General features: G+C 47.8%; 20 protein-coding genes. 16 read left to right on the forward strand and 4 right to left on the reverse strand.

The window, feature by feature from the left end:
• The first annotated feature begins 32 nt into the window (after positions 1–32).
• From Q394_RS0118160 to Q394_RS0118170, 3 genes are read left to right on the forward strand one after another with little or no spacing between them, the layout of a single operon-like run.
• Positions 33–1,283, forward strand: a complete 1,251-nt coding sequence (locus Q394_RS0118160) for an oligosaccharide flippase family protein (RefSeq protein ID WP_028490500.1) — start codon at positions 33–35, stop codon at positions 1,281–1,283.
• Positions 1,280–2,320, forward strand: coding sequence for a class I SAM-dependent methyltransferase (locus Q394_RS21770; protein WP_028490501.1), 1,041 nt, complete (start codon positions 1,280–1,282; stop codon positions 2,318–2,320). The genes Q394_RS0118160 and Q394_RS21770 overlap by 4 nt, the downstream gene beginning before the upstream one ends.
• Positions 2,317–3,291 carry a glycosyltransferase family 2 protein gene (locus Q394_RS0118170; RefSeq protein WP_028490502.1) on the forward strand — a complete coding sequence of 325 codons (975 nt, stop codon included), beginning with the start codon at positions 2,317–2,319 and terminating at the stop codon, positions 3,289–3,291. The genes Q394_RS21770 and Q394_RS0118170 overlap by 4 nt, the downstream gene beginning before the upstream one ends.
• On the opposite strand, the gene Q394_RS0118175 is transcribed toward Q394_RS0118170, so the two are convergent.
• A complete protein-coding gene (locus Q394_RS0118175; protein ID WP_028490503.1) occupies positions 3,221–4,213 on the reverse strand; it encodes a glycosyltransferase family 4 protein in 993 nt (330 codons plus the stop codon). The two genes, Q394_RS0118170 and Q394_RS0118175, sit on opposite strands and share 71 nt — an antisense overlap.
• Positions 4,214–4,314: 101 nt before the next feature.
• On the opposite strand from Q394_RS0118175, the gene Q394_RS21775 reads away from it, so the two are divergent.
• The 8 genes from Q394_RS21775 to Q394_RS0118215 all read left to right on the forward strand — a co-directional run bounded on the left by Q394_RS21775 (position 4,315) and on the right by Q394_RS0118215 (position 13,753).
• Positions 4,315–5,079 (forward strand): class I SAM-dependent methyltransferase, encoded by a 765-nt coding sequence (locus Q394_RS21775; RefSeq protein ID WP_051543549.1) that lies wholly within the window; start codon positions 4,315–4,317, stop codon positions 5,077–5,079.
• A gap of 197 nt (positions 5,080–5,276) precedes the next feature.
• A complete protein-coding gene (locus tag Q394_RS0118185) occupies positions 5,277–6,524 on the forward strand; it encodes an MBOAT family O-acyltransferase (RefSeq protein WP_211248854.1) in 1,248 nt (415 codons plus the stop codon).
• The gene (locus Q394_RS0118190) at positions 6,499–7,560 is read left to right on the forward strand and encodes a hypothetical protein (RefSeq protein WP_028490505.1); all 1,062 of its coding nucleotides are present in this window, start codon (positions 6,499–6,501) and stop codon (positions 7,558–7,560) included. Before Q394_RS0118185 ends, Q394_RS0118190 begins: the two co-directional genes overlap by 26 nt.
• Positions 7,561–7,593: 33 nt before the next feature.
• Entirely contained in the window at positions 7,594–8,871 is a 1,278-nt protein-coding gene (tviB, locus tag Q394_RS0118195) for a Vi polysaccharide biosynthesis UDP-N-acetylglucosamine C-6 dehydrogenase TviB (RefSeq protein ID WP_028490506.1), read from the forward strand.
• A gap of 17 nt (positions 8,872–8,888) precedes the next feature.
• Positions 8,889–9,656, forward strand: coding sequence for a TfpX/TfpZ family type IV pilin accessory protein (gene tfpZ / locus Q394_RS21780; RefSeq protein ID WP_051543550.1), 768 nt, complete (start codon positions 8,889–8,891; stop codon positions 9,654–9,656).
• A 130-nt stretch (positions 9,657–9,786) separates the two neighbouring features.
• Positions 9,787–11,511: a type IV-A pilus assembly ATPase PilB gene (gene pilB, locus Q394_RS0118205; protein ID WP_028490507.1), complete on the forward strand. Its 1,725-nt coding sequence runs from the start codon at positions 9,787–9,789 to the stop codon at positions 11,509–11,511.
• 108 nt (positions 11,512–11,619) lie between these two features.
• The gene (locus Q394_RS0118210) at positions 11,620–12,867 is read left to right on the forward strand and encodes a type II secretion system F family protein (protein ID WP_051543551.1); all 1,248 of its coding nucleotides are present in this window, start codon (positions 11,620–11,622) and stop codon (positions 12,865–12,867) included.
• Positions 12,868–12,880: 13 nt separating this feature from the next.
• Entirely contained in the window at positions 12,881–13,753 is an 873-nt protein-coding gene (locus tag Q394_RS0118215; RefSeq protein WP_028490509.1) for a prepilin peptidase, read from the forward strand.
• A 9-nt stretch (positions 13,754–13,762) separates the two neighbouring features.
• Here the strand turns inward: Q394_RS0118215 and Q394_RS0118220 are convergent, their stop codons facing one another.
• Positions 13,763–14,194 (reverse strand): hypothetical protein, encoded by a 432-nt coding sequence (locus tag Q394_RS0118220; protein WP_028490510.1) that lies wholly within the window; start codon positions 14,192–14,194, stop codon positions 13,763–13,765.
• A gap of 84 nt (positions 14,195–14,278) precedes the next feature.
• On the opposite strand from Q394_RS0118220, the gene ubiE reads away from it, so the two are divergent.
• A complete protein-coding gene (gene ubiE, locus Q394_RS0118225) occupies positions 14,279–15,031 on the forward strand; it encodes a bifunctional demethylmenaquinone methyltransferase/2-methoxy-6-polyprenyl-1,4-benzoquinol methylase UbiE (RefSeq protein ID WP_028490511.1) in 753 nt (250 codons plus the stop codon).
• On the opposite strand, the gene opgC is transcribed toward ubiE, so the two are convergent.
• A complete protein-coding gene (opgC, locus tag Q394_RS0118230) occupies positions 14,977–16,164 on the reverse strand; it encodes an OpgC domain-containing protein (protein WP_028490512.1) in 1,188 nt (395 codons plus the stop codon). The genes ubiE and opgC overlap by 55 nt on opposite strands.
• Before the next feature lie 187 nt (positions 16,165–16,351).
• On the opposite strand from opgC, the gene Q394_RS21105 reads away from it, so the two are divergent.
• The 4 genes from Q394_RS21105 (at position 16,352) to Q394_RS22545 (ending at position 20,931) form a co-directional block, all read left to right on the forward strand.
• On the forward strand, positions 16,352–17,884 hold the full coding sequence (locus tag Q394_RS21105) for an OpgD/OpgG family glucan biosynthesis protein (protein ID WP_051543552.1): 1,533 nt from the start codon (positions 16,352–16,354) through the stop codon (positions 17,882–17,884).
• Positions 17,885–17,951: 67 nt separating this feature from the next.
• Complete coding sequence (locus tag Q394_RS0118240; protein WP_028490513.1) at positions 17,952–18,365, forward strand: hypothetical protein; 414 nt, start codon at positions 17,952–17,954, stop codon at positions 18,363–18,365.
• Positions 18,362–20,389 (forward strand): glucans biosynthesis glucosyltransferase MdoH, encoded by a 2,028-nt coding sequence (gene mdoH / locus Q394_RS0118245; RefSeq protein WP_028490514.1) that lies wholly within the window; start codon positions 18,362–18,364, stop codon positions 20,387–20,389. Before Q394_RS0118240 ends, mdoH begins: the two co-directional genes overlap by 4 nt.
• Positions 20,390–20,718: 329 nt before the next feature.
• Entirely contained in the window at positions 20,719–20,931 is a 213-nt protein-coding gene (locus Q394_RS22545; protein ID WP_156946925.1) for a PIN domain-containing protein, read from the forward strand.
• Here Q394_RS22545 and Q394_RS0118250 read toward each other — a convergent pair.
• A partial coding sequence (locus Q394_RS0118250) for a hypothetical protein (protein WP_169735917.1) occupies positions 20,905–21,142 on the reverse strand: 238 nt, incomplete at its 5' end. The two genes, Q394_RS22545 and Q394_RS0118250, sit on opposite strands and share 27 nt — an antisense overlap.

The following is a 21,142-nucleotide window of genomic DNA, read 5'->3' on the forward strand; positions in this document are numbered from 1 at the left end:
TTCTAAACTTCGTAGGTTATGGAATACCTTTGATGATGGGAGTCCTCGCGATTCCTTGGTTACTGCATCATATGGGGGCTGAGCGTTTTGGTTTACTAGCCTTGGCATGGGCTTTCACCGGTTACTTAACATTACTTGATTTCGGTTTAGGGCGGGCAATGTCGCAACAGGTCGCTAAATACGCCAATCATGCTGACTCAGAGAAAATTACCCGGTTATTTTGGGATGCGCATATAACGATAGCAGGATTTGGTTTAGTTGGCACACTCTTGATTCTTGCCGTTGTACCATTAGCGATTACTCACCTGCCGAATATTAACAGTGATATACATGAGGAAACGGCTCGTGCTTTATGGTTCACTGCATTAATGGTATTTCCTACTTTGCTGCTGAATAGTCTCAATAATTTTCTACTCGCCCTAGAACAATTTACTTGGCTAAATGTGCTAAAAGTGCCTTTGAATACCTTGAATATTGCTATTCCCGTATGGGTTACAGCATATCCCGATTCACAACTGTTTGGTATTTTGGATACTACTTGTCTTTATCTGCTCATCGGGCGTAGTGGCTTTATTTTGGTGATGTTTGCTGTCTGTGCAAAAGTGTCGCCCGCTATTATGCAACTCACAACATTTAGTTATGCCTATCCCAAACGCTTATTAACGCTGGGTGGTTGGATGACTGTTACCAATATTGTCGGCCCCATGATGACGTATTTTGACAGATTCTTCATTTCTGTCCTACTTTCACCGCAGGCAGTCGCTACCTATACTATTGCGTATGAACTAGCATCCAAACTGAGTGCTATTCCCAATGCACTGACCACCACGCTTGCTCCCGTTTTTGCTAAAGATTGTGATAATCAGAAAGATAATATCGCTACCATCGTGAAATCCATTCAATGGTTGAGCGTTATATTCATTCCGGTGCTGTTACTTATGCCAATGTTTATCACGCCATTATTGCAATGGTGGCTGGGGATAGATGATGTGCAGGTAATGGCCGCAAGTGTTCATTGGTTAGCATGGGGGTTTTATCTCAATGCCATTGCATTGGTTGCTTACACTTACCTGCAATACATTGGGCGACCCGACTTAACGGCAAAATTACATTTATTAGAACTTCCCTTATATGCCTTTGTACTATGGCTATGCTTAAGTACACTTGGGATTAAAGGGGCTGCTATTGCATGGGTCATCCGTGCTGGAATTGATATGCTGTTCTTATTAGTAACTGTCTATTACTTAAATCGCCCCCTCCAACAGAGCCATGCAACCTTATGAATACATCATCCGCTATTGCCACTATTGTAAAACCGCATTGCTACAGTTGTGGTTCGTCTGGGCGCAGTTTATACAAAAATTTACCCGATCGTTTATTTCAAGTGACAGGTAGTTGGAATCTCGATATTTGTACCAATGACGCCTGCCAGTTGGTTTGGTTGAATCCTATGCCTGCTGAAAATGACTTACCCAAACTCTATGAAAACTATTACACACACGATACGCCAGCGCCTAAAAAAGCGAATGGATTCGTTAACGTATTTCGTGAGGGATGTGCTGATTATATTACGCGGACTTATGGCTACACTCACCCGTTATCAACATGGCTAAGCACTGGCATTGGGTACCTAATTCGCCTCAATCCTGCTTGGACAGCTAATTTGGATTTTTCTGCTTTTTATACGCAAGCGATACCAGCCGGTAAATTATTAGAAATTGGCTGTGGCAGTGGTCAAATGTTACAAGCCATGCAAGCGTTAGGTTGGGATGTAACGGGTGTGGATTTCGACCCTAAAAGTGTCAGCGCCGCTAGAAAATTGGGGCTAACTGTACAGCAAGGCGATATTAGCCAGCAGGATTTTTTAGCAGAAAGTTTTGATGTCATTGTCATGAGTCATGTCATTGAACATTTGCCAGACCCTATCGCCACTTTACGTGCCTGTCATAGGTTATTACGTCCGAATGGAAAGCTGATTGCCATTACTCCAAACACCGTTGGATATGTACATCGTTACTTTAAGCAGTCCAGCCTGCACCTTGATCCACCCCGCCATTTACATCTTTTTCGCCAAAAACCCTTGCAAGACATAGCCATTCAAGCAGGGTTTAAACAGGCCGAGTGCATCTCCACCATCCGTGACTTTGGCGGTTTATGGTGGGCGTCAACCAACATTAAGCGGAACGGTAAGCATCGAATGGGCGAACGTGCTCCCTTTGGCACAAAGTTAATCGCTTCTTTGTTAGCGATCGTGGCGGGGTATGCTCTTAAATTGGGTATTGGGGAAGGTGATGAAATCGTGCTTACGGCGCAAAAATGAAAATATCGGTCGCACTGTGTACCTACAATGGTGAGCACTATCTAGCTGAACAGCTAGAGAGTATCGCTGCCCAAACCCACCCAGTTGATGAAATTATCCTGTGTGATGATGGTTCAAATGATACGACTTTGGCCATTGCCCAGCGCTTTCAAGCACAGGGCTTGCCATTGCACATTCACCGTAATGCTGAAAATCTGGGGTTTGTAGGTAACTTCGCTCAGGCCATTACGCGTTGCACGGGCGATATTATTTTTCTGTGTGATCAAGATGATCTTTGGTATTCAGATAAAGTGGTGACCATGCTCAACGTGTTTGCAGAATCTGCTGCCGTACTGCTGGTATTTTCTGATGGAGACTTGGTTGATTCAACATCCAATAAATTAGAATGCCGATTGTGGCAGGCTCTACCAACAAAACCCACGCCAAATCCGACGTTCCATGATTTACTGAATAATGATTGGATTACAGGTGCAGCCTGTGCTTTTCGACGGGAGTTGATTTCAATAGCGTTACCGTTTCCAGCACAGGGTTGGGTACATGATGCTTGGCTGGGTATTATCGCGAGCACACACGGTAATGTGGTGGCATTGCCCAATACCTTAATTGCCTATCGCCAACACAGCCATAATCAAATCGGCTTAAAACCGCCTACACTCCGCCGTTATTTGCACAAAATCAGCCGCCTTATTACCAAGCCACATGCTGATACGGTTGAAAGATATTCACCACTACTATCGAAATTGCCGCCGAAGCATTCAACTCATTCTATTTTATTGGGAAAATTAAAACACTTGCAACGTCGTCAACCGATATCAGGAAAAATATGCCCTATTTTAAAAGGCATTGTGTTGGAAATCAGTAATCGTGGCTATTGGCATTATGCTAACGGATGGCAGAGCATTATGCGTGATTTGGGTTTGTTAATGTATCAAATAATGCGTGGTATTGTGTCACCATTTGTTGCAAAGTAAACCGCTGCTCCACCTCTGCCCGATTAAACGCTCCCATCCGTTGGCGCAAGTTACTATCTTCTGCCAAGGCTTGAATGGCTGAAGCAAACGCTTCCACATCTCCCAACGGACACAGTAACCCCCCTTGTTCATGCGTGACCACTTCTGGCAAAGAAGAACCATTGGTTGCTACCACAGGTAAACCACAGGCCATTGCCTCCGCCGCAGCCAACCCAAAACCTTCCCGTACCGTTGGAAACAGCAATATATCCATTTGCTGATAAATCTCCGGCATTTTCTCATGCGCAATGCGTCCTAACGGGCGTAAACGTGGATGTGCGACCAATTCCGACGTTTCCCGTAAACCAGATGTGTAATAAATCACGATCCGCTCATCTAAACGTTGAATAATGGGTAATAACCAATGTGCTCCTTTACGGCGTGTCAGATTGCCACTGAATAACACCCTGATTTCTTTATCAGCCCCGCGTTTATTCGGAATAAAACGCTGTTCATCCACACCGTTGTAAATGACCTTAATGGGCTTTTCGATACCTAAATCCGCTTTTGCAAGGTTGGCCGTAAAATGGCTAACTGCGGTGATCACATCCGCCCGCTTTACCGCCATCTGGTGTAGCCAGCGCAAGTCCAAACGTCCATGAAGATTCTGCAACCAACTGCTGTAGGGATACAAAGCCTTATCAATCGCATAACCATGCAAGGTCAATACCAAGGGGGTGTTAGCCCGTGCATGAAAAATGGCGGAGTCGGGTACAGCATGGATAATGTTCGCAGGTCGTTTGCGCCCCAAGGGGTAGTAAGACGGTGGGAAAAAACTACGTTTAGGCGAATAGGGCAACACATGATAATTAGGCAAGTGTTGAGCCAACTGCGAATGCACCACAAATGCCCCGTTGCCCCTAGGTACTGGACTTAACGTCATATCTCTTTTCTCCACTGTGCTTATTTATATTAACTATTGTTATATGGCATCGCTGGTCAACATCGTGATAATATCAGATTATAAAAATAAAGAGAAAACTAATGAAAACTGCTACCTCTACCCAACGCGATTATCAGTACGGCTTCTCCGAGAAAGGCACTGCCATGTATGACGTGACAGGACGTGAGCGTAAAGCACATACCATGGTGGCTGTTTTACAAAGCCATCTAGGGCAAGACTTACAGCATCTTACCTTGCTCAATATCGGTGGTTCTACGGGTATTATTGACGGCCATTTGGCGCAACACTTCCAGTCGGTTACCAGTATCGATATTGACCAAGCAGCCATTCAATACGCACAAACGCACTTCAGTACCGATAACCTGCAATTTGCTCTTGGGGATGCAATGGAGCTTGGCTACGACACCTCAAGCTTTGATGTGATCATCTGTTCTCAAGTTTACGAGCATGTGCCAGACGCGTCCAAAATGATGCAAGAAATCCATCGAGTGCTAAAACCAGGTGGTATCTGTTATTTTGCAGCAGGTAACCGGCTGATGTGGAATGAGCCCCACTACAATTTGCCATTGTTATCCATTCTTCCGCGTTTTATTGCAGATCAGTACGTTAAAGTGATGAACAAGGGTGATCATTATTATGAGAAACACCTAACCTATTGGGGATTAAAACAACTGACCCATAGATTCACCGTTCATGATTACACCGCGAGAATGCTGCGATCCCCCCAAAAGTTTGGCATTGACTACATGGTCAAGCCCAACACGATCAAAGGCAAACTGGCGCAGTTTTTATCAGAGCATCTACTCTGGTTAGTACCTGGTTATATCTGGCTACTTGAAAAATAATAACAATGCAATTCAACTCACTAACCTTTGTTTTGTTCATGTTAGTGGTACTGGCTATCCACTACAGCATTCGCTCGTGGCAATACCAGAAGCTGAATCTCCTGATAGCCAGCTATGTGTTTTATGCGGCGTGGAATCCACCGTTTGTATTGCTGTTGATGTTTTCAACATGGGTGGATTGGCTAGTTGCCAAACGCATGTTTCTAGCAGAAAACCAACGCAGCAAACGCTTTTGGTTATTTGTCAGTCTGACGGCTAATCTTGGGCTATTAAGTTACTTTAAATATGGCAACTTCTTGCTGGATAACGTTGTGACGTTTTTCCAGAAGATAGGCGTTGCTGTCGAGCCAGCCACACTCAACATCATCTTGCCAATGGGTATTTCCTTTTATACTTTCCAGACATTGTCTTACACCCTGGATGTTTACCGAGGACGACTAAAGCTCAGTAACTCGTATCTGGATTTTGCATTCTTTGTAACCTTTTTCCCGCAACTGGTGGCAGGGCCAATTGTTCGCGCCAGTGATTTCCTTCCGCAATGCGTCACACCGCGCAAAGCGAGTATGGATCAATTTAGTTGGGGTATTGCCTTAATGATCTTTGGTATTTTTAGCAAAGTGATTTTATCGGATACGCTGCTTGCACCCCTTGCGAATGCGGGTTATCAGCATCCCACACTGCTCACGACGTTGGATGCCTGGGTAACTGTGCTCGCTTTTTCAGGGCAAATATTCTTTGATTTCAGCGGGTACAGTACGACTGCTATTGGTGCTGCACTTTGCTTTGGCTTTGTTCTGCCCGACAATTTTAAAGCACCTTACATGGCGTTGGGCTTTTCTGATTTTTGGCGACGTTGGCATATTTCGCTATCCACATGGTTGAAAGATTACCTATACATCTCTCTGGGCGGCAATCGTATATCGGTCAACCGCACGTATTTCAATCTGATGTTTACCATGTTGGTCGGAGGATTATGGCACGGGGCTTCGTGGCTATTTGTTATTTGGGGTGGGCTACATGGGTTGTATCTAGTCATTGAACACTATAGCCGTGCAACGTTTGCTGCTAATTGGACATTACCCCACAGTGACCTTGCCAAATTATCCTTGGGGATAATGACCTTCTTGATAGTGTCTGTTACATGGGTTTTCTTTCGGGCGCATAGCCTTGATGATGCCTTAAGTGTATTGAGTGCGTTATTTAATTTCACCTCCTCTTCTGACACTTCTCTCATTCCTGCCTATCCAGCAGATGATGTACCCATGGCCTTGCTATTGATACTGGCATTACTGGTTTGGCACTGGAATACCCGTCATTCCAATCTGGAAACCCTGTTTCAACGGCTTCCCATAGTCGCTCGCTGTCTTGTGTTGAGTTACGTGCTGCTGGCGTTAGTTTTTACCACTGGAGGAAATAGTGATGCCTTTATCTATTTCCAGTTCTAACGCCAATGAACGGCTGCCCACGGGTAACTGGTTACTGACTTGGGTCATCACGCTCGTGCTAACGTTGAGTACCATTTTTGGGTGGGAATGGTACTGTCGTACCATTGGCTTTACACCCAATGGGGTTGCGGATACCGACGATTTATGGGTACAAGCCCGTAAACGGGCTTCAAGTGTTGGTCATGAAGGAGTCATTTTAGTTGGCGCATCCCGTATCCAATTGGGTGTCAATACTGATGTCATGAGCCGTTATACCCAAACGCGCCCGGTACAATTGGCATTGGATGGCAGTCAATTTATGCCCATACTGGAAAATTTGGCCGCTGACGACAGTATCACCGGAACCGTTATTGTGGATATGGAGATTGAAAAAATCAGCCGACCCAATACCGATGAGCGCACGACAAAATTGCTCGATTATTACCGATACAGGCAACAAGAAGCCCCGTATGGCGCAATCCAACCGCTAGAGAACTGGCTAACCACCCATTTAAATAGCCTGTTTGCGTTCCGTCTGACTGGCGCCAATCCACAAATGCTGTTAAGCCAACAACTGGCGGGCGTCAATCTCGCGGGTGATTACCTTATTACGCTCCCAGATCGCTCAAGGCAGGCAGATTATACTAAAGTTTCCCAGCCTGATTTTTATCTGACGCGTCTTCAACGCAACTTGGGAAATGAGACATTAGACAATATCAAACCATCCCAATGGCCAGCGTTTGAGGCAGATGTCCACGTGGTAGAAGGGCTGGTTCAGCGCATTGAAAAGCGAGGAGGGCGAGTCATTTTCGTCCGCTTTCCAACGGATAAAGGCATTTGGCAAATAGATGAAGGTCGTTTGCCTAGAGTGCAGTACTGGGACAAGCTCGCCGCCCTGACATCTGCTGAAACCATCCATTTTAAAGATTATCCTGAACTGTCGCGCTTTGACCAAGCAGATGGTTCACACTTGGATTATCGGGATGCTATCCCCTTCACGGAGGCACTATCCCGCATCATTTTCAAGCAACCCACACCAGCGGTTGGCAGCAGTTAAATAACCATTAAAATAATCTGTGGAATAACAACAATGAAATCACTAGCAAACACCACCATCGCCATTATCGGCCTCGGCTACGTCGGCTTGCCGCTTGCTGTTGAATTCGGCAAGCACTTCACCACCATCGGGTACGACATTAACGCCAACCGCATTCAAGAGCTGCAAGCCGGTGAAGACCATACCCTTGAAGTCAATCCTGATGAACTGCAAGCCAGCCCGCACCTGCATTACACTTGCCATCTCAATGACCTACGTGATGCCAACGTTTTCATTATTACCGTGCCTACTCCGGTGGATCATCATAAACGCCCCGACCTTACGCCACTGATCCGCGCCAGTGAAAGCGTGGGTAAAGTCCTCAAAACTGGGGATATTGTTATTTATGAATCCACCGTTTACCCCGGTGCAACCGAAGATGACTGCATCCCCGTCCTCGAACGTGTCTCCGGCTTAACCTTCAATGTAGATTTTTTTGCAGGCTATTCGCCAGAGCGCATTAACCCCGGCGATAAAGAACACCGGGTTACCACCATCAAGAAAGTTACCGCAGGCTCTACCCCGGAAGTTGCGGACATTGTTGACCAGCTCTACCGCACCATCATTGTCGCAGGGACACATAAAGCTCCCAGTATCAAAGTCGCGGAAGCCTCCAAAGTCATTGAAAATACCCAGCGCGATTTGAATATTGCCTTGGTTAACGAATTAGCCTTGATTTGTAACCGCCTTGGTATCGACACCGAAGCCGTCTTGGAAGCCGCCGGAACCAAATGGAACTTTCTGCCATTCCGCCCCGGTTTGGTCGGTGGGCACTGCATTGGTATTGACCCCTATTACCTGACCCACAAAGCCGAATCCTTGGGCTACCACCCAGATATTATCCTCGCTGGACGACGTATCAACGAGGGTATGGGCGCGTATGTTGCCTCACAACTCATCAAAGCCTTGGTGAACCAAGCTATCCCTGTCGCAGGCGCAAAAGTGCTGATCATGGGCTTGGCCTTCAAAGAAAACTGCCCAGACTTACGTAATACGCGCGTGATTGATATCGTAAAAGAATTAAGAACGTATCAGATTGAAGCAGACATTTATGACCCGTGGGTTTCCGTTGCAGACGCCGAGCATGAATATGCCATCACCCCGGTTAGCACACTGGCACAAGGCCACTACGATGCCATCATGATAGCCGTCGCTCATCAACAGTTCCGCGAGATGGGTGCTGCCAGTATTCGTGCACTCGGTAAGCTTAACCATGTGCTGTACGACCTCAAGTACCTTTTTCCACAACATGAAACCACTTTGCGCTTATAAAAATTCGGGAGATAATCATGATTAAACAAAAAGTAAAAGCATCCATTGTTCACTTGTTAATCAGTCTTGTCGTCGTGGGTTGCTTCATCGCGTTTGCTTTATTGGTATGGTATCCAGCACCGTTTATGAGTATTGCTGGTTTAACAGGTATTGTGGCTATTTTAATCAGCGCTGATTTGGTCTTAGGCCCTCTACTGACGTTTGTTGTCTTCAAGCCTAAAAAGCCACGCTTAGCCTTAGATCTTGGCGTTATTGCCGCCGTACAAATGGCAGCATTAGGTTATGGTATGTACACCATCTATCAAGGGCATCCTGTCTATGTGGCTTATGCCGTAGACCGTTTCACCCTTATCACCGCTCAAGATGCCAACCCTGAACAGGCAAAATACCCAGACTTGCAGGTTTCAACGTTATGGGCTCCCAAGCTTGTCTATGCCAAAGTGCCTACTGACCCCGAACTTGTCCAAGCGTTATTGCTTGATGCGCTTGCTGGCAAGCCCGATGTTGATGCACGTTCGGAATACTACGAGCCGTTTGATGCATTCGTACCCGAAGTACTCAAGAAAGGGATTAAGCCTGAAGTACTTTTTGCTAGTCCAGACAATAAACAAAAGCTGGAGGCGTTTCTGAAAAAGCAGGGCAACACCGCCGCTGATTATGCCTTTTTACCGTTATCGGGCAAGGAAGATGATGTGGTATGGGTCTGGAGCCGTGACACAGGCAAGCCTGTAGGAACACTGGCCATTAACCCTTGGAACACCCTGCAAGTGTCGGCAAAGAACTGAGTGTAAGTTATTAATAGGTAAGATCACTGAGGTCGAATTAGCCGTCTATGGAATAAATTCATTCTATAGACGCTTTCGACGCGCTATCATACTGATCACAGGTTTAATAACGATACAATAAAGCTGACCCATGATTCCTATGACATCTTCCATTCCTTTGCCGGGACTCGCCAGACAATTAGTCGTGCAAGACTTGCTCGACAAAGATCTGGCAGCCCAAGCTGTGCAGAAAGCACGCTCGGAAAAAGTGTCGCTAGTCGAGTGGCTTATTCGCTCGCGTATCGTTTCTACCAAAGATGTCGCCTATGCTGCTAGCCTAGAATATGGGCTAAGCATGATCGACCTCGATCAAATCAATATTCCAGCACCCGTGTCGATTCTGCTCAGTCAAGATCAGATGCGAAAACTCAATCTGATCCCCTTGGTGCAACGCGGCAAAAACCTAATCGTGGGTTTAGCTGATCCAACGTATCTGACCAATTTAGATGATGTTAAATTTGCCACAGGGCTGATTCCTGAGCCAGTGTTTGTGGAATTTGACAAGCTGCAACGTTTTCTACGCATTGACGATGGGATGATGGGGCACGCGAGTGCTCCGGTACCTGGTGGGAAATCGACAGCGTCAGCTGCGCCCGCCGCTTCTGCTAAAGAAATTTTGCTCGATGTTCGCGATCTCAAAACCAAGGATGATGAAGACCCCGCCATCATTGAATTTGTCGATAAATTGCTTGCACACGGTATTCAGTCTAAAGCATCGGATATCCACATCGAAATTTTCGAAAAAAACATGCGTATCCGTTACCGAATCGACGGCATTCTGCAAGTGGTTGCAAACCCACCCAATGACTCAGCGCAACAACTGATTTCGCGCATCAAAGTATTGGCACGGATGAATATTTCCGAACGACGTGTACCACAAGACGGACGTATCCGTTTTACGGTGAATGATCAGAAAAAAATCGATTTCCGTGTTAATACACTGCCCACACTCTTCGGTGAAAAGGTGGTCATGCGGATACTCGATTCCTCCAATGCGACTTTGGGCGTGGAAAAACTGGGGTTTGACCCCAAACAACAGCATGATTTCATGAAGGCACTGGAAAAACCGGATGGCATGATTCTGGTAACAGGCCCGACAGGTAGTGGTAAAACCGTTACCTTGTATACAGGTTTGGGCATTCTCAATACCCCAGAGAAAAACATTTCTACTGCCGAGGATCCGGCTGAAATCAATATGCCGGGCGTTAACCAAGTCAATGTGAATGCGAAAGTTGGCCTGACGTTTGCGGAAGCGTTGCGTTCCTTCCTGCGGCAAGACCCGGATATCATCATGGTGGGGGAGATCCGTGACCTAGAAACCGCTGAAATTTCCATAAAGGCAGCACAAACAGGTCACTTAGTCTTATCCACATTACACACCAATAGCGCTCCAGAAACGCTGACACGTTTGATGAACATGGGCGTGCCGCCCTTCAATATCGCCTCTTCAGTACACCTGATTATTGCTCAACGTCTGGCGCGGCGTTTGTGTGAAAAGTGCAAGCAACCTTCTGATGTACCCCATGAGGTGTTGTTGCAAATGGGATTCAAACAAGAAGAGCTGGCTTCACTCAAGCTTTATGAGCCGGTGGGTTGTGCAGAATGTTCACGTGGTTACAAGGGGCGGGTCGGTATTTATCAAGTCATGCCGATTTCAGGTGATATGGGACGGATGATCATGAATGGCAGTAACTCCATGGAGATTGCGGAACAATCACTCAAAGAAGGTATTCTGGATTTGCGTCGTTCTGCCCTAAATAAGGTTCGCCAAGGTATTACCTCGCTGGCCGAATTGGAGCGTGTTACGTCCGACTAAAGTGCTTTAGAATTAGGGTGAATAACCGGCTGTCCACAGGAGAGTCCTACTAACATGATCCTGTGTTAGACTTTTCAACTATTATAAAAATAACGCAGAGTCCTCGACATGCAAAGCAAAACCTTGAAAAAATCAACACAGGCGAAAGCATCGCCCAGTGCATCCCAAGCTGTTTACAGCTGGGAAGGCGTCAACCGTAATGGTGTGAAGATGCGTGGGGAAACCCAAGCGGTTAACCCCAACTGGTTACGTGCTGAACTGCGGCGCAAAGGTATTAATCCAGGGCGTATCTATAAAAAAGCGAGACCCCTGTTCAAGCCTGCTATTAAACCAGCAGATATTGCCCAGTTTGCCCGCCAGCTGACGACCATGATGCGCTCAGGTGTTCCAATGGTGCAGTCACTTGAGCTGATGGCATCAGGCGGGGATAATGTGTCGGTGCGTGACTTAATCAAGAAATTGACGGCGGATATTGAGGGAGGGGCTAGCCTCGGTAGTGCCTTAGCACGCCATCCCAAATATTTCGATAAGTTATTCGTCAATCTCGTTAAGGCTGGTGAGCAAGCGGGTACGTTGGAAACGATGCTTGAAAAAGTAGCCAGTTATAAAGAAAAAAGTGAAGCGCTCAAAGCTAAGGTCAAAAGTGCGATGACCTACCCGATTATCGTTGTTGTTGCCGCAGTGGTGGTGTCGGCCATCCTGTTAATCTGGGTTATTCCGCAGTTTAAGGAAGTGTTTAGCAGTTTTGGCGCGGACTTGCCTGCCTTTACCTTATTGGTGATTTCCTTTTCAGACTGGTTAGTCGCTAATTGGTGGATGCCAATTTTGGTCTTTGTTGCCATCGGATTTAGCTTTACTCAGGCAAGGCAGCGTTCTCCTGCCTTCGATCGTTTTGTGGATAAAGCCTCGTTAAAGATACCGATCATGGGTAATATCCTGAATCTGTCGGCTGTTGCCCGTTTTGCTCGCACACTTGCCACCATGTTTGCTGCTGGTGTCCCCTTGGTCGAGGCGATGGATTCCGTAGCAGGCGCAACCGGTAATGCGCTGTATGAGGAGGCTTCGCGTCGCATTCAGGACGATACGGCACGCGGTGTACAGCTCAATACCGCGATGATGACCACACAATTATTCCCTAATATGATGGTACAAATGACTCGTATCGGTGAAGAATCTGGGCGACTGGAAGAAATGCTGGCGAAAGTCGCCGATTATTACGAAGCACAGGTAGACGCCTTGGTGGATACCCTTGCTAAACAAATTGAACCGCTGATCATGGCGGTATTGGGTGGTATCGTCGGTAGTTTGGTTATTGCCATGTACTTGCCCATCTTTAAACTTGGATCAGTCGTTTAGGAAAGCACTACACATGGAACTTATTTATTTACTCAGCACCAGCCAAGTCTGGTTAGTGAGCGTGGTTGGGTTATTTTCATTGCTGGTGGGTAGTTTCCTGAATGTGGTTATTTATCGACTGCCCATCATCCTAGAGCGCCAGTGGAAACGTGATTGCAATGAATGGTTAGAAAAACAAGCGGGTGAGGATACCGGAGAGTTTAATCTAGTGGTGCCGCGTTCGCAGTGTCCTACTTGCGGTCATAAGATTACAGCGGTGGAGAATATCCCCGTGCTGAGTTACTTGTTCCTGAGGGGGAAGTGTCGCGGTTGTAAAACGCCTATTTCTATCCAATACCCACTGGTGGAATTAGCGACGGCGATACTTTCCATGTTGATGGCAGTGCAGGTAGGCTTTGGTATTGAATTGCTGGCTTTATTGGGTTTTACGTGGGTATTGGTTGCGCTGTTCATGATCGATGCCAAAACCATGTTGTTACCTGACATTCTCACTTATCCGCTGTTATGGGCAGGCTTGCTGCTCAATCTGAACGGCATGATCGTGCCATTACCTGATGCGGTATTGGGTGCTGCCTTTGGGTATTTGTCGTTGTGGTCGGTATTCCATTTGTTCCGCCTCATTACTGGGAAGGAGGGCATGGGTTATGGTGACTTCAAATTGCTCGCAGCGCTCGGTGCATGGGGGGGCTGGCAGATATTACCGTTTATCATTTTCGCCTCATCCGCGTTTGGCGCCGTGTTTGGCATCGTGTGGATGTTAGTCAAGCGTAACCGCGAAAGCCTACCAATGCCCTTCGGCCCATGGCTGGCAATGGCAGGCTTTGTGGCTGTTATCTGGCGCACCGAGATACTGGCGTGGATGACGCCTATCTTCATGCCCAACTAAGGCTGGCGGTTAGCGGATATAACGACACATCGGCGGCGCTTGTCCTACGATACGGTGAATGCGCGGCGGATGCTGTGCCACTGTATGGCGTTGCGGTACGTAATAAGCATACATTTGTACTGGGCGCACTGGCGCATGAGCTAACGGCGTGCGTTTGACCGGTGCTCGCCGCTGGAAGCTGTGCGGCACGACCCGCGCAGAACGTTGCCAGCCACTCGCTTGATTAGCGGCCTGATGAGCACGATGCCCACCGTGCTGATAGTTCACCGGGCATTGCTGCCCACAAGTGGTTGTTGTTTCAACGTGGTAACGCTGAATGCGCACAATTGGCCTGCTTTCGTTGGCTTTCATGGTGCGCATATCTTCAATACTACCCGTCCATGCTTGAGCGGTTGGAACCGCTAACACTGTCAATCCTAAACCTGCTATTAACTTTTTCATCATCTGACTCCATGAAGAAATGGCGTTTGCCTGTTACAATGCCTAAAGAATTAAGTCATCTTGAATCACACGGAAGCATGTCGCATGGCAGAACAGGAACAAACGACCCATTTCGGTTTTCAACAAGTACCCGTTGAAGAGAAAGCTAGTCGGGTTGCCGGGGTATTTCATTCAGTAGCCGATAAGTACGACGTAATGAACGACGTAATGTCATTCGGCGTCCATCGGCTATGGAAACGTTACACGATTGATGCGGCGGGGGCGAAGCGTGGTAACCGCGTACTGGATCTGGCTGGCGGCACGGGGGATCTGGCCTCTAAGTTTGCGCGGATCGTTGGGGAGGATGGTGAAGTAATCCTGTCCGACATCAATGCTTCCATGCTGGAAAACGGGCGTGAACGTCTGATAGACATGGGGATTGGTGGCAATGTGCGTTATGTGCAGGCAAACGCCGAATGCTTACCCTTTGCTGATAACCATTTCGATATTATTACCATGGCGTTTGGGCTACGTAATGTGACGGATAAAGATAAGGCGTTGCGCTCCATGTACCGCGTGTTAAAACCGGGTGGGCGCTTGTTGGTGCTGGAGTTTTCCAAGCCCGTACTTCCTGGTTTGTCGCCACTTTATGATCAGTATTCGTTTAAATTCTTGCCAATGATGGGTAAATTGATTGCCAACGATGCTGAAAGTTACCGTTATCTGGCAGAATCCATCCGTATGCACCCGGATCAGGTTACCCTCAAGGGCATGATGGAAGCGGCCGGATTCGAGCGCGTTACCTATACCAATATGACCGGTGGCATCGTAGCTTTACACAAAGGCTTTAAATTCTGAGTTTTTGCCTGTTTCTTGCGCTGTAAATAGGCTTTATGCCACAGCGCAGGCAGGCTTAAGCTGGCAATGAAAAACACCAGAGCCACCCATTTCTGATTATCCGTCAACGCCCAAGCACCCCACCGAAACGGAATGTAGCAATACAGCACGACTAAATGGTACGCAAATACCTGTAAGGAGTGCTGTCCCAAAAAAGCTAACCAACGCCCCGGTAATGCTAGGAGTTTAAACACGTTATAACGTTGGTGCAGGCTGATTAGTCCTGCGATCATCACCACAAACGTCAGGAAATTTATCAGTCGTAACCACGCCATGTTGTCCCGCGCAATGTGACGGTATTCCTGAAACCATGCCGCAATAGGTGACATACTGCTGGGTATATGACCATGACGTTGTAAATATAATGCCACCGCCAGCGTAACGCTTGTTATCCACAACCCACCCGTGACCCGCAGCCATGTAACATTACCCGTATGTTTGTGATGAAAACGGAGATAGCCCAGCACCATGCCCAATACAAAAATCAATTGCCACGCCATGAAGTCAAATGCGCCGACCCTGACCAGAATAAATGTCGGCAACAACGTGAGCACCTCACGCCCCCAGCCATATTGGGCAGCTAACCAAAAACTACCACTTCCCAGTAACACCATCGCTACCCCAATCAGTTGGTATTGCAACATGAGGCGTAAGGCGAAGGGTGCTGCTAACATAAAAGCAACATACATGGGCAAGACATCTAGCATCGGGGGTTGATACACCAACAATAGGCCTGATAGCAAACCTCTGGTGGGTTCTGCCTGCATTTCATTGGCAAAACTTAACCAATATGCGCCTGACAATTTTGTCGCCACGGTGAACACAAACACGGCCAGTAAAACAAGAAAATGGTAAAAATAAATAGTGCCAGCCCGCTGCCAGACGCGCTTTTCTAATACTAATCCCCCAGCAGCATAGTAACGGCTATAGACCAATGCTACGAGCATTCCTGAGAGAAATACAAAGCCTTCAGCCGCACTCACATACCCGGAAAACTCATACAGATGCTGGAAAACCGGTTCACCAAAATGGTCAGAGGCCATAATGATCAACATTAAACCTCTCAGTATATCCAGCGAAATATCACGGTTCATGTAATGCTATATCCTCAGCTTGCGGACGGCTGGTCGTTTTGAATGGAGCGATTCGATTAAGTACCGGATATTCCAACAATATAGCGCTGGACGCAACGGGTATTCTACTCTAGAATTTCTCTCCCAAGTCCCTTGATTACTCTTGGCAGTCCACTCAGCAGATAGCATCCTCCGGTATCCCCCCATCATGAAACTCAACTTCCTTGTTTGGCTTCTTTTTGTTGTCTTGCTACCCTTGGCAAGCTTATCTGCGCGTGCTGACGATGGCTGTTTTGTGCACGCCAAACAAGTAGCGGAGCAACTCTCGCATCAGCCCTTCGTGCAAACACCCATGATGCAGGTCGATACGGGTCGAATCACTTACGATTACTACCACCGGATTCAATTCCAGCAAAAAAAGACCTTTTGGCGGGATGAAGACTTACCCTTTCAACTGGAGTTTATGCATCCCGGTATGCATTTTATCCGTCCAATTGAATTATTTTCATGGGAAAAAGGTGCGGCTCATCCTATCAAGTTTTCCAGTGGCTATTTTGATTATTCGCAAGTCAAACAGCTCAATATAGAGCAAGATGAAGCCAAAATGGGCTTCACTGGTTTCCGCATCCTCTCCAAAATGGGTAAAACCAATGCGGGGGATATGCACACAGAAACCGTCGCCTTCCAAGGCGCTAGTTACTTCCGCGCCCTCGGTCGAGACCAACGTTATGGCTTGTCCGCACGCGGACTGGCGCTCAACACCTCCTTGGAAGGGCAGGAAGAATTCCCTGATTACACGAAGTTCTGGCTAGAAAAGCCCACTCAACAGGCCAAGCAACTCGTATTCTGTGCGCTGCTAGATTCACCTTCTACCACCGGTGCAACTCGTTTTGTACTAACGCCCGACAAAACCACGGTGATGGAACTTGAAACTCAACTATACCCACGTAAGGATATGAGTGAGATTGGCATAGCGCCCTTAACCAGCATGTTTTTTCACGGTGAAAACTCTCAGCAACATTACGGTGATTATCGCCCAGAAGTGCATGATTCTGATGGTTTGATGATCCAACAAGGTAAGGAATGGACATGGCAGCCACTGCTGGAAGTGCCGTATTTCAAGTTTCAATCCACTCCAATCGATAAGCTTTCAGGTTTTGGCCTGATGCAACGTGATCGCAACTTCGACCATTATCAGGATCTAGAAGCATGGTATCATGCACGCCCAAGTGTATGGGTTGAGCCGTTAGATGAGTGGGGCAAAGGCAGTGTCCAATTGCTGCGTCTGCACACCGATTCTGACATTGTCGACAATATCGTGGCATACTGGAAAAGTGATGCAGGGCAAGCTTTGCAACATTTTAGCTACCGTTTGTCGTGGCGTTCAGATGATCCGCCAGCGCATACCTTAGGTAAAGTGGTTGCCACTCGCGCTACCAATAAAGCGGTGGATGCTTTGCCAGGTCATAAAGGACGTATTCGATTTGTTGTCGATTTCAACAACTTACCAAAATTAGCAAGCCCCCCAGTAGCAGAGGTAATATTCAACGGTATGGGTCAGACCAAACCTGCCGTGGTTCAAGAAAATCCTTATGTACAAGGGTGGCGGGTGATTGCCGCCGTGTTCCCGGAAACGTGTGACAAACCCATGACGGTAACCATTCGCCTGACAAGCGGAGGAAACCCTGTAAGTGAAACGTGGTCTTACCCTATTCCTGAGTCATTGTGCAATGTACCTTGACCTTGAACAGATCAATAACAACAACAAAACATATTGACGTTAACAACCCTCACGAGGATTGATACACATGAATGAACAACTAGCACATACCCCATTCAGCGCTGATGCATCAGAGGTGAAAGCCTCCACTGATACGTGGATACTGGCAAAAAAGCGTGCCAACGACTATCTAAAACTGCATCGTTTGCCTGAAGCCGAACGTGAACATTTGTTGACGCGCATTACCCATAAGTTGGCACGTGCTGGGTTATTTAGTGAACAAGAGCTTATCCAGTTGTTCATTAGTACTGCGCAGAAAGAATTGGCACTGCTGCAAGTCACTGAAGAGAAATCAGCCAAGACGCACCCCCTTGATGAGCAGGATGCCAAAGCTGACCGTACTCAAACTGGGCCACGGTTCGAACGTAGTAGCATTCGGGTAGCGCCTCTACAGGCGATTACTTTGCTACCAACATCGCGTCAACGTCTCGGTATTAAATGAGCCAGCACAACGAGCAAATCCCTTGGCAGGCAACTGCCAAGCGGAGACGGGTGGCCTTCTTTTCCGCGATTGGCCTTTTGACCGGATTAGCAACCTTCTGGCTGGGCAGTAACCTCCCCAGTGAGCTGGCGCTTATCTGGCAAATATTGGTGTTATTTCCTTTTGCTGTGCTCTTTTTGTGGCTCGCCTTAGGGTTTATGACGGCTATCGCGGGTCTGTGGGTATTGAATTTCGGAGGGCAAAACCGGATTGCCAGTGCGCCCAGCTCGCCCTTGCCTCAATTGCAAACGCGGGAAACCACGGCAATCTTGCTACCGATCTACAACGAAGATATCGCCTACGTTTACGCCGGGTTGCAAAGCATTTATCAGTCGCTGGAGCAGACAGGGCAACTGCAACATTTCGAGTTTTACATCCTCTCCGATTCAGACGACGCCAGTAACTGGCTGCGTGAGGAAGCAGCGTGGTCAGCGTTGTGTCGCACGGTTGGTTCTACTGATCGCATTCACTACCGCCGCCGCAAACATCGCACCAAAAAGAAAAGCGGCAATGTCATGGATTTTTGCCGTCGCTGGGGCAAACGCCACCCCTATATGGTGGTGCTGGATGCTGACAGCCTGATGACCGGCGATGCGCTGGTGCGCCTCGTTGATGCGATGGATCGTAACGAACGTGTTGGCTTGATTCAGACGCCTTTGTATACCATTGGCTTAGATACGCTGTATGCGCGTGGCCAACAATTTGTTAACCGTATCTACGGCCCCATTTTCTTTGCTGGATTGCATTGGTGGTGGTTGGGTGAGAGCCAATACTGGGGGCACAATGTCATTATCCGAACCCAAGCTTTCATGGGGCACTGCCACTTACCCAAGCTTCCCGAAGGCGGCGCGTTGGGCGGCGAAATTCTCAGCCACGATTTTGTCGAGGCAGCCTTACTAAGCCGTGCAGGCTGGGAAACGTGGCTTGCTTATGACATGGAGGGTAGTTTCGAACGCCCACCGCCAACCCTAACGGACTCGCTTAAGCGCGACCGTCGCTGGTGTCAAGGCAACTTGCAACACTGGCTGATCATTTGGGCGCATGGTATCCCTAACTTGCATCGCTTTTTGCTACTGGGTGGGATTATGTCCTACATCAGTTCCTTGATCTGGCTAGGCTGGCTTGTTGTGCTCACGGCCATTGCCGTGTTTTACCCTACACTGACGCTGATTCCCCTGACAGCGGGTAATACTGCGTTATTAAGCCTGACTTTGATCCTACTGTTTTTCTACAAAACCTTTGGGATAGCACAAGCCATTCGCAAAGGCACGGTGAAACGTTTTGGTGGAATACTGGGGTTAAGCGGTAGCATTCTGATGGAAACCTTCCTCTCTATGCTGACGGCTCCAGTACGCATGATGTATTACAGCAAATTCGTGGTGCAAATTCTGCAAGGTAAACGCGCTGTGTGGGGAACTCAGCAGCGTACTGGCGGTGGCTTGGCGTGGGAGGATGCTGTGCAGGAATACCGCTGGGTCAGCTTGACGGGTGCTATTTGGGGGTTGGTGTTGCTGACCTTCAATCCGGTGACGTTTTGGTGGATGTCACCTGTGATCGCTGGGCTGGTGCTATCTGTACCCATGGGAATGTTGACTAGTTTGCAGACCAGTTTAAAGCTCAACCTGTTCCGTACCCCGGATGAAGTTGCGCCTGACTTTATTCTGCAAGCGTTTGAAAAGAACTACGCCCAAATGCTGGCGAACCCGTGCATGTCTACCCGCGACCTGTTTATACGCGTATTGGTTGATCCGCTTGCTTTCCGTCAGCACATGACTTACATCCCGCAACGCTCCAATGTGCCGGAGGGCACACGTCAGCAACGCGAAGAACTGGTCAAACGTTTGTTGGAAAAAGGCCCTGGGTCGATTTCTAACAGTGAGCGGCTGGTGATTTTGGAAGATTCTGATATGTTGTGCCAGTTGCACGCACAGGTTTGGCAGTTGCCGGAAGCTCAATTTCATGAGCATTGGATGTCGAAGCTGTAGATTCTGTAGATTCACCCAGACAAATCCTTGTACAAACCTTGGATGTGTCTGGGTTAGATACTACGCTTGTTGGTTTGCGGCTATCTACCACCACGCTGTTTGGGTTTCCCCGTTGGCTTCGGCTTCCCACCAAACTCACAACGGCCACCCGCACGCTCAATAAGGTCGGATACGTGACGTATGACTATCTCCACCAAACACCTGTAGACAAAGGCACACCCTACACGTTCAGCAGTGCAGAGCAGCTAAGGCATCGGCATTTTTAATATCCAGTATGCGATTTGAGCGGAGAATGGGATCAAATCAATCGAGTCTGACCCCTTTGATTCGTGTTGTATGAACTGGAATACGGCATTTGCCGTTCACAGCACCAGCAACGTAACCGCGACAACCTCAATAATTTTCTCAAATACATTCAAGTGCTGGATTGGGGGCGAAGAGCAATGGTGGCCAAAGTACAGCGCAATTACAGTTCCTATCAGGAATTCCGCGCAGCGATTGTGCCAGAATTACAGTCAGCTCTCGTGCTTCTTATTGTCTGAATCGGGTAAGGAGCCGAAGATTTCGGCAGGGTGGAGGATGGTTTCACCGGAATCCAATACTTCGCGGTAACGCAGCCACCGCCATGCTTCTGCCGAGCCATACACAATCCGCCCGGTTTTCTCATCCAGCGTAGCAGCATTGCCGTCTGGCAAATGGTAACTGGTTTTCAGACACTTGCCGCTCAAAACATCCCACAGTTTCACGGTATTG

Source organism: Thiothrix lacustris DSM 21227 (assembly GCF_000621325.1).
Lineage (GTDB): Bacteria > Pseudomonadota > Gammaproteobacteria > Thiotrichales > Thiotrichaceae > Thiothrix > Thiothrix lacustris.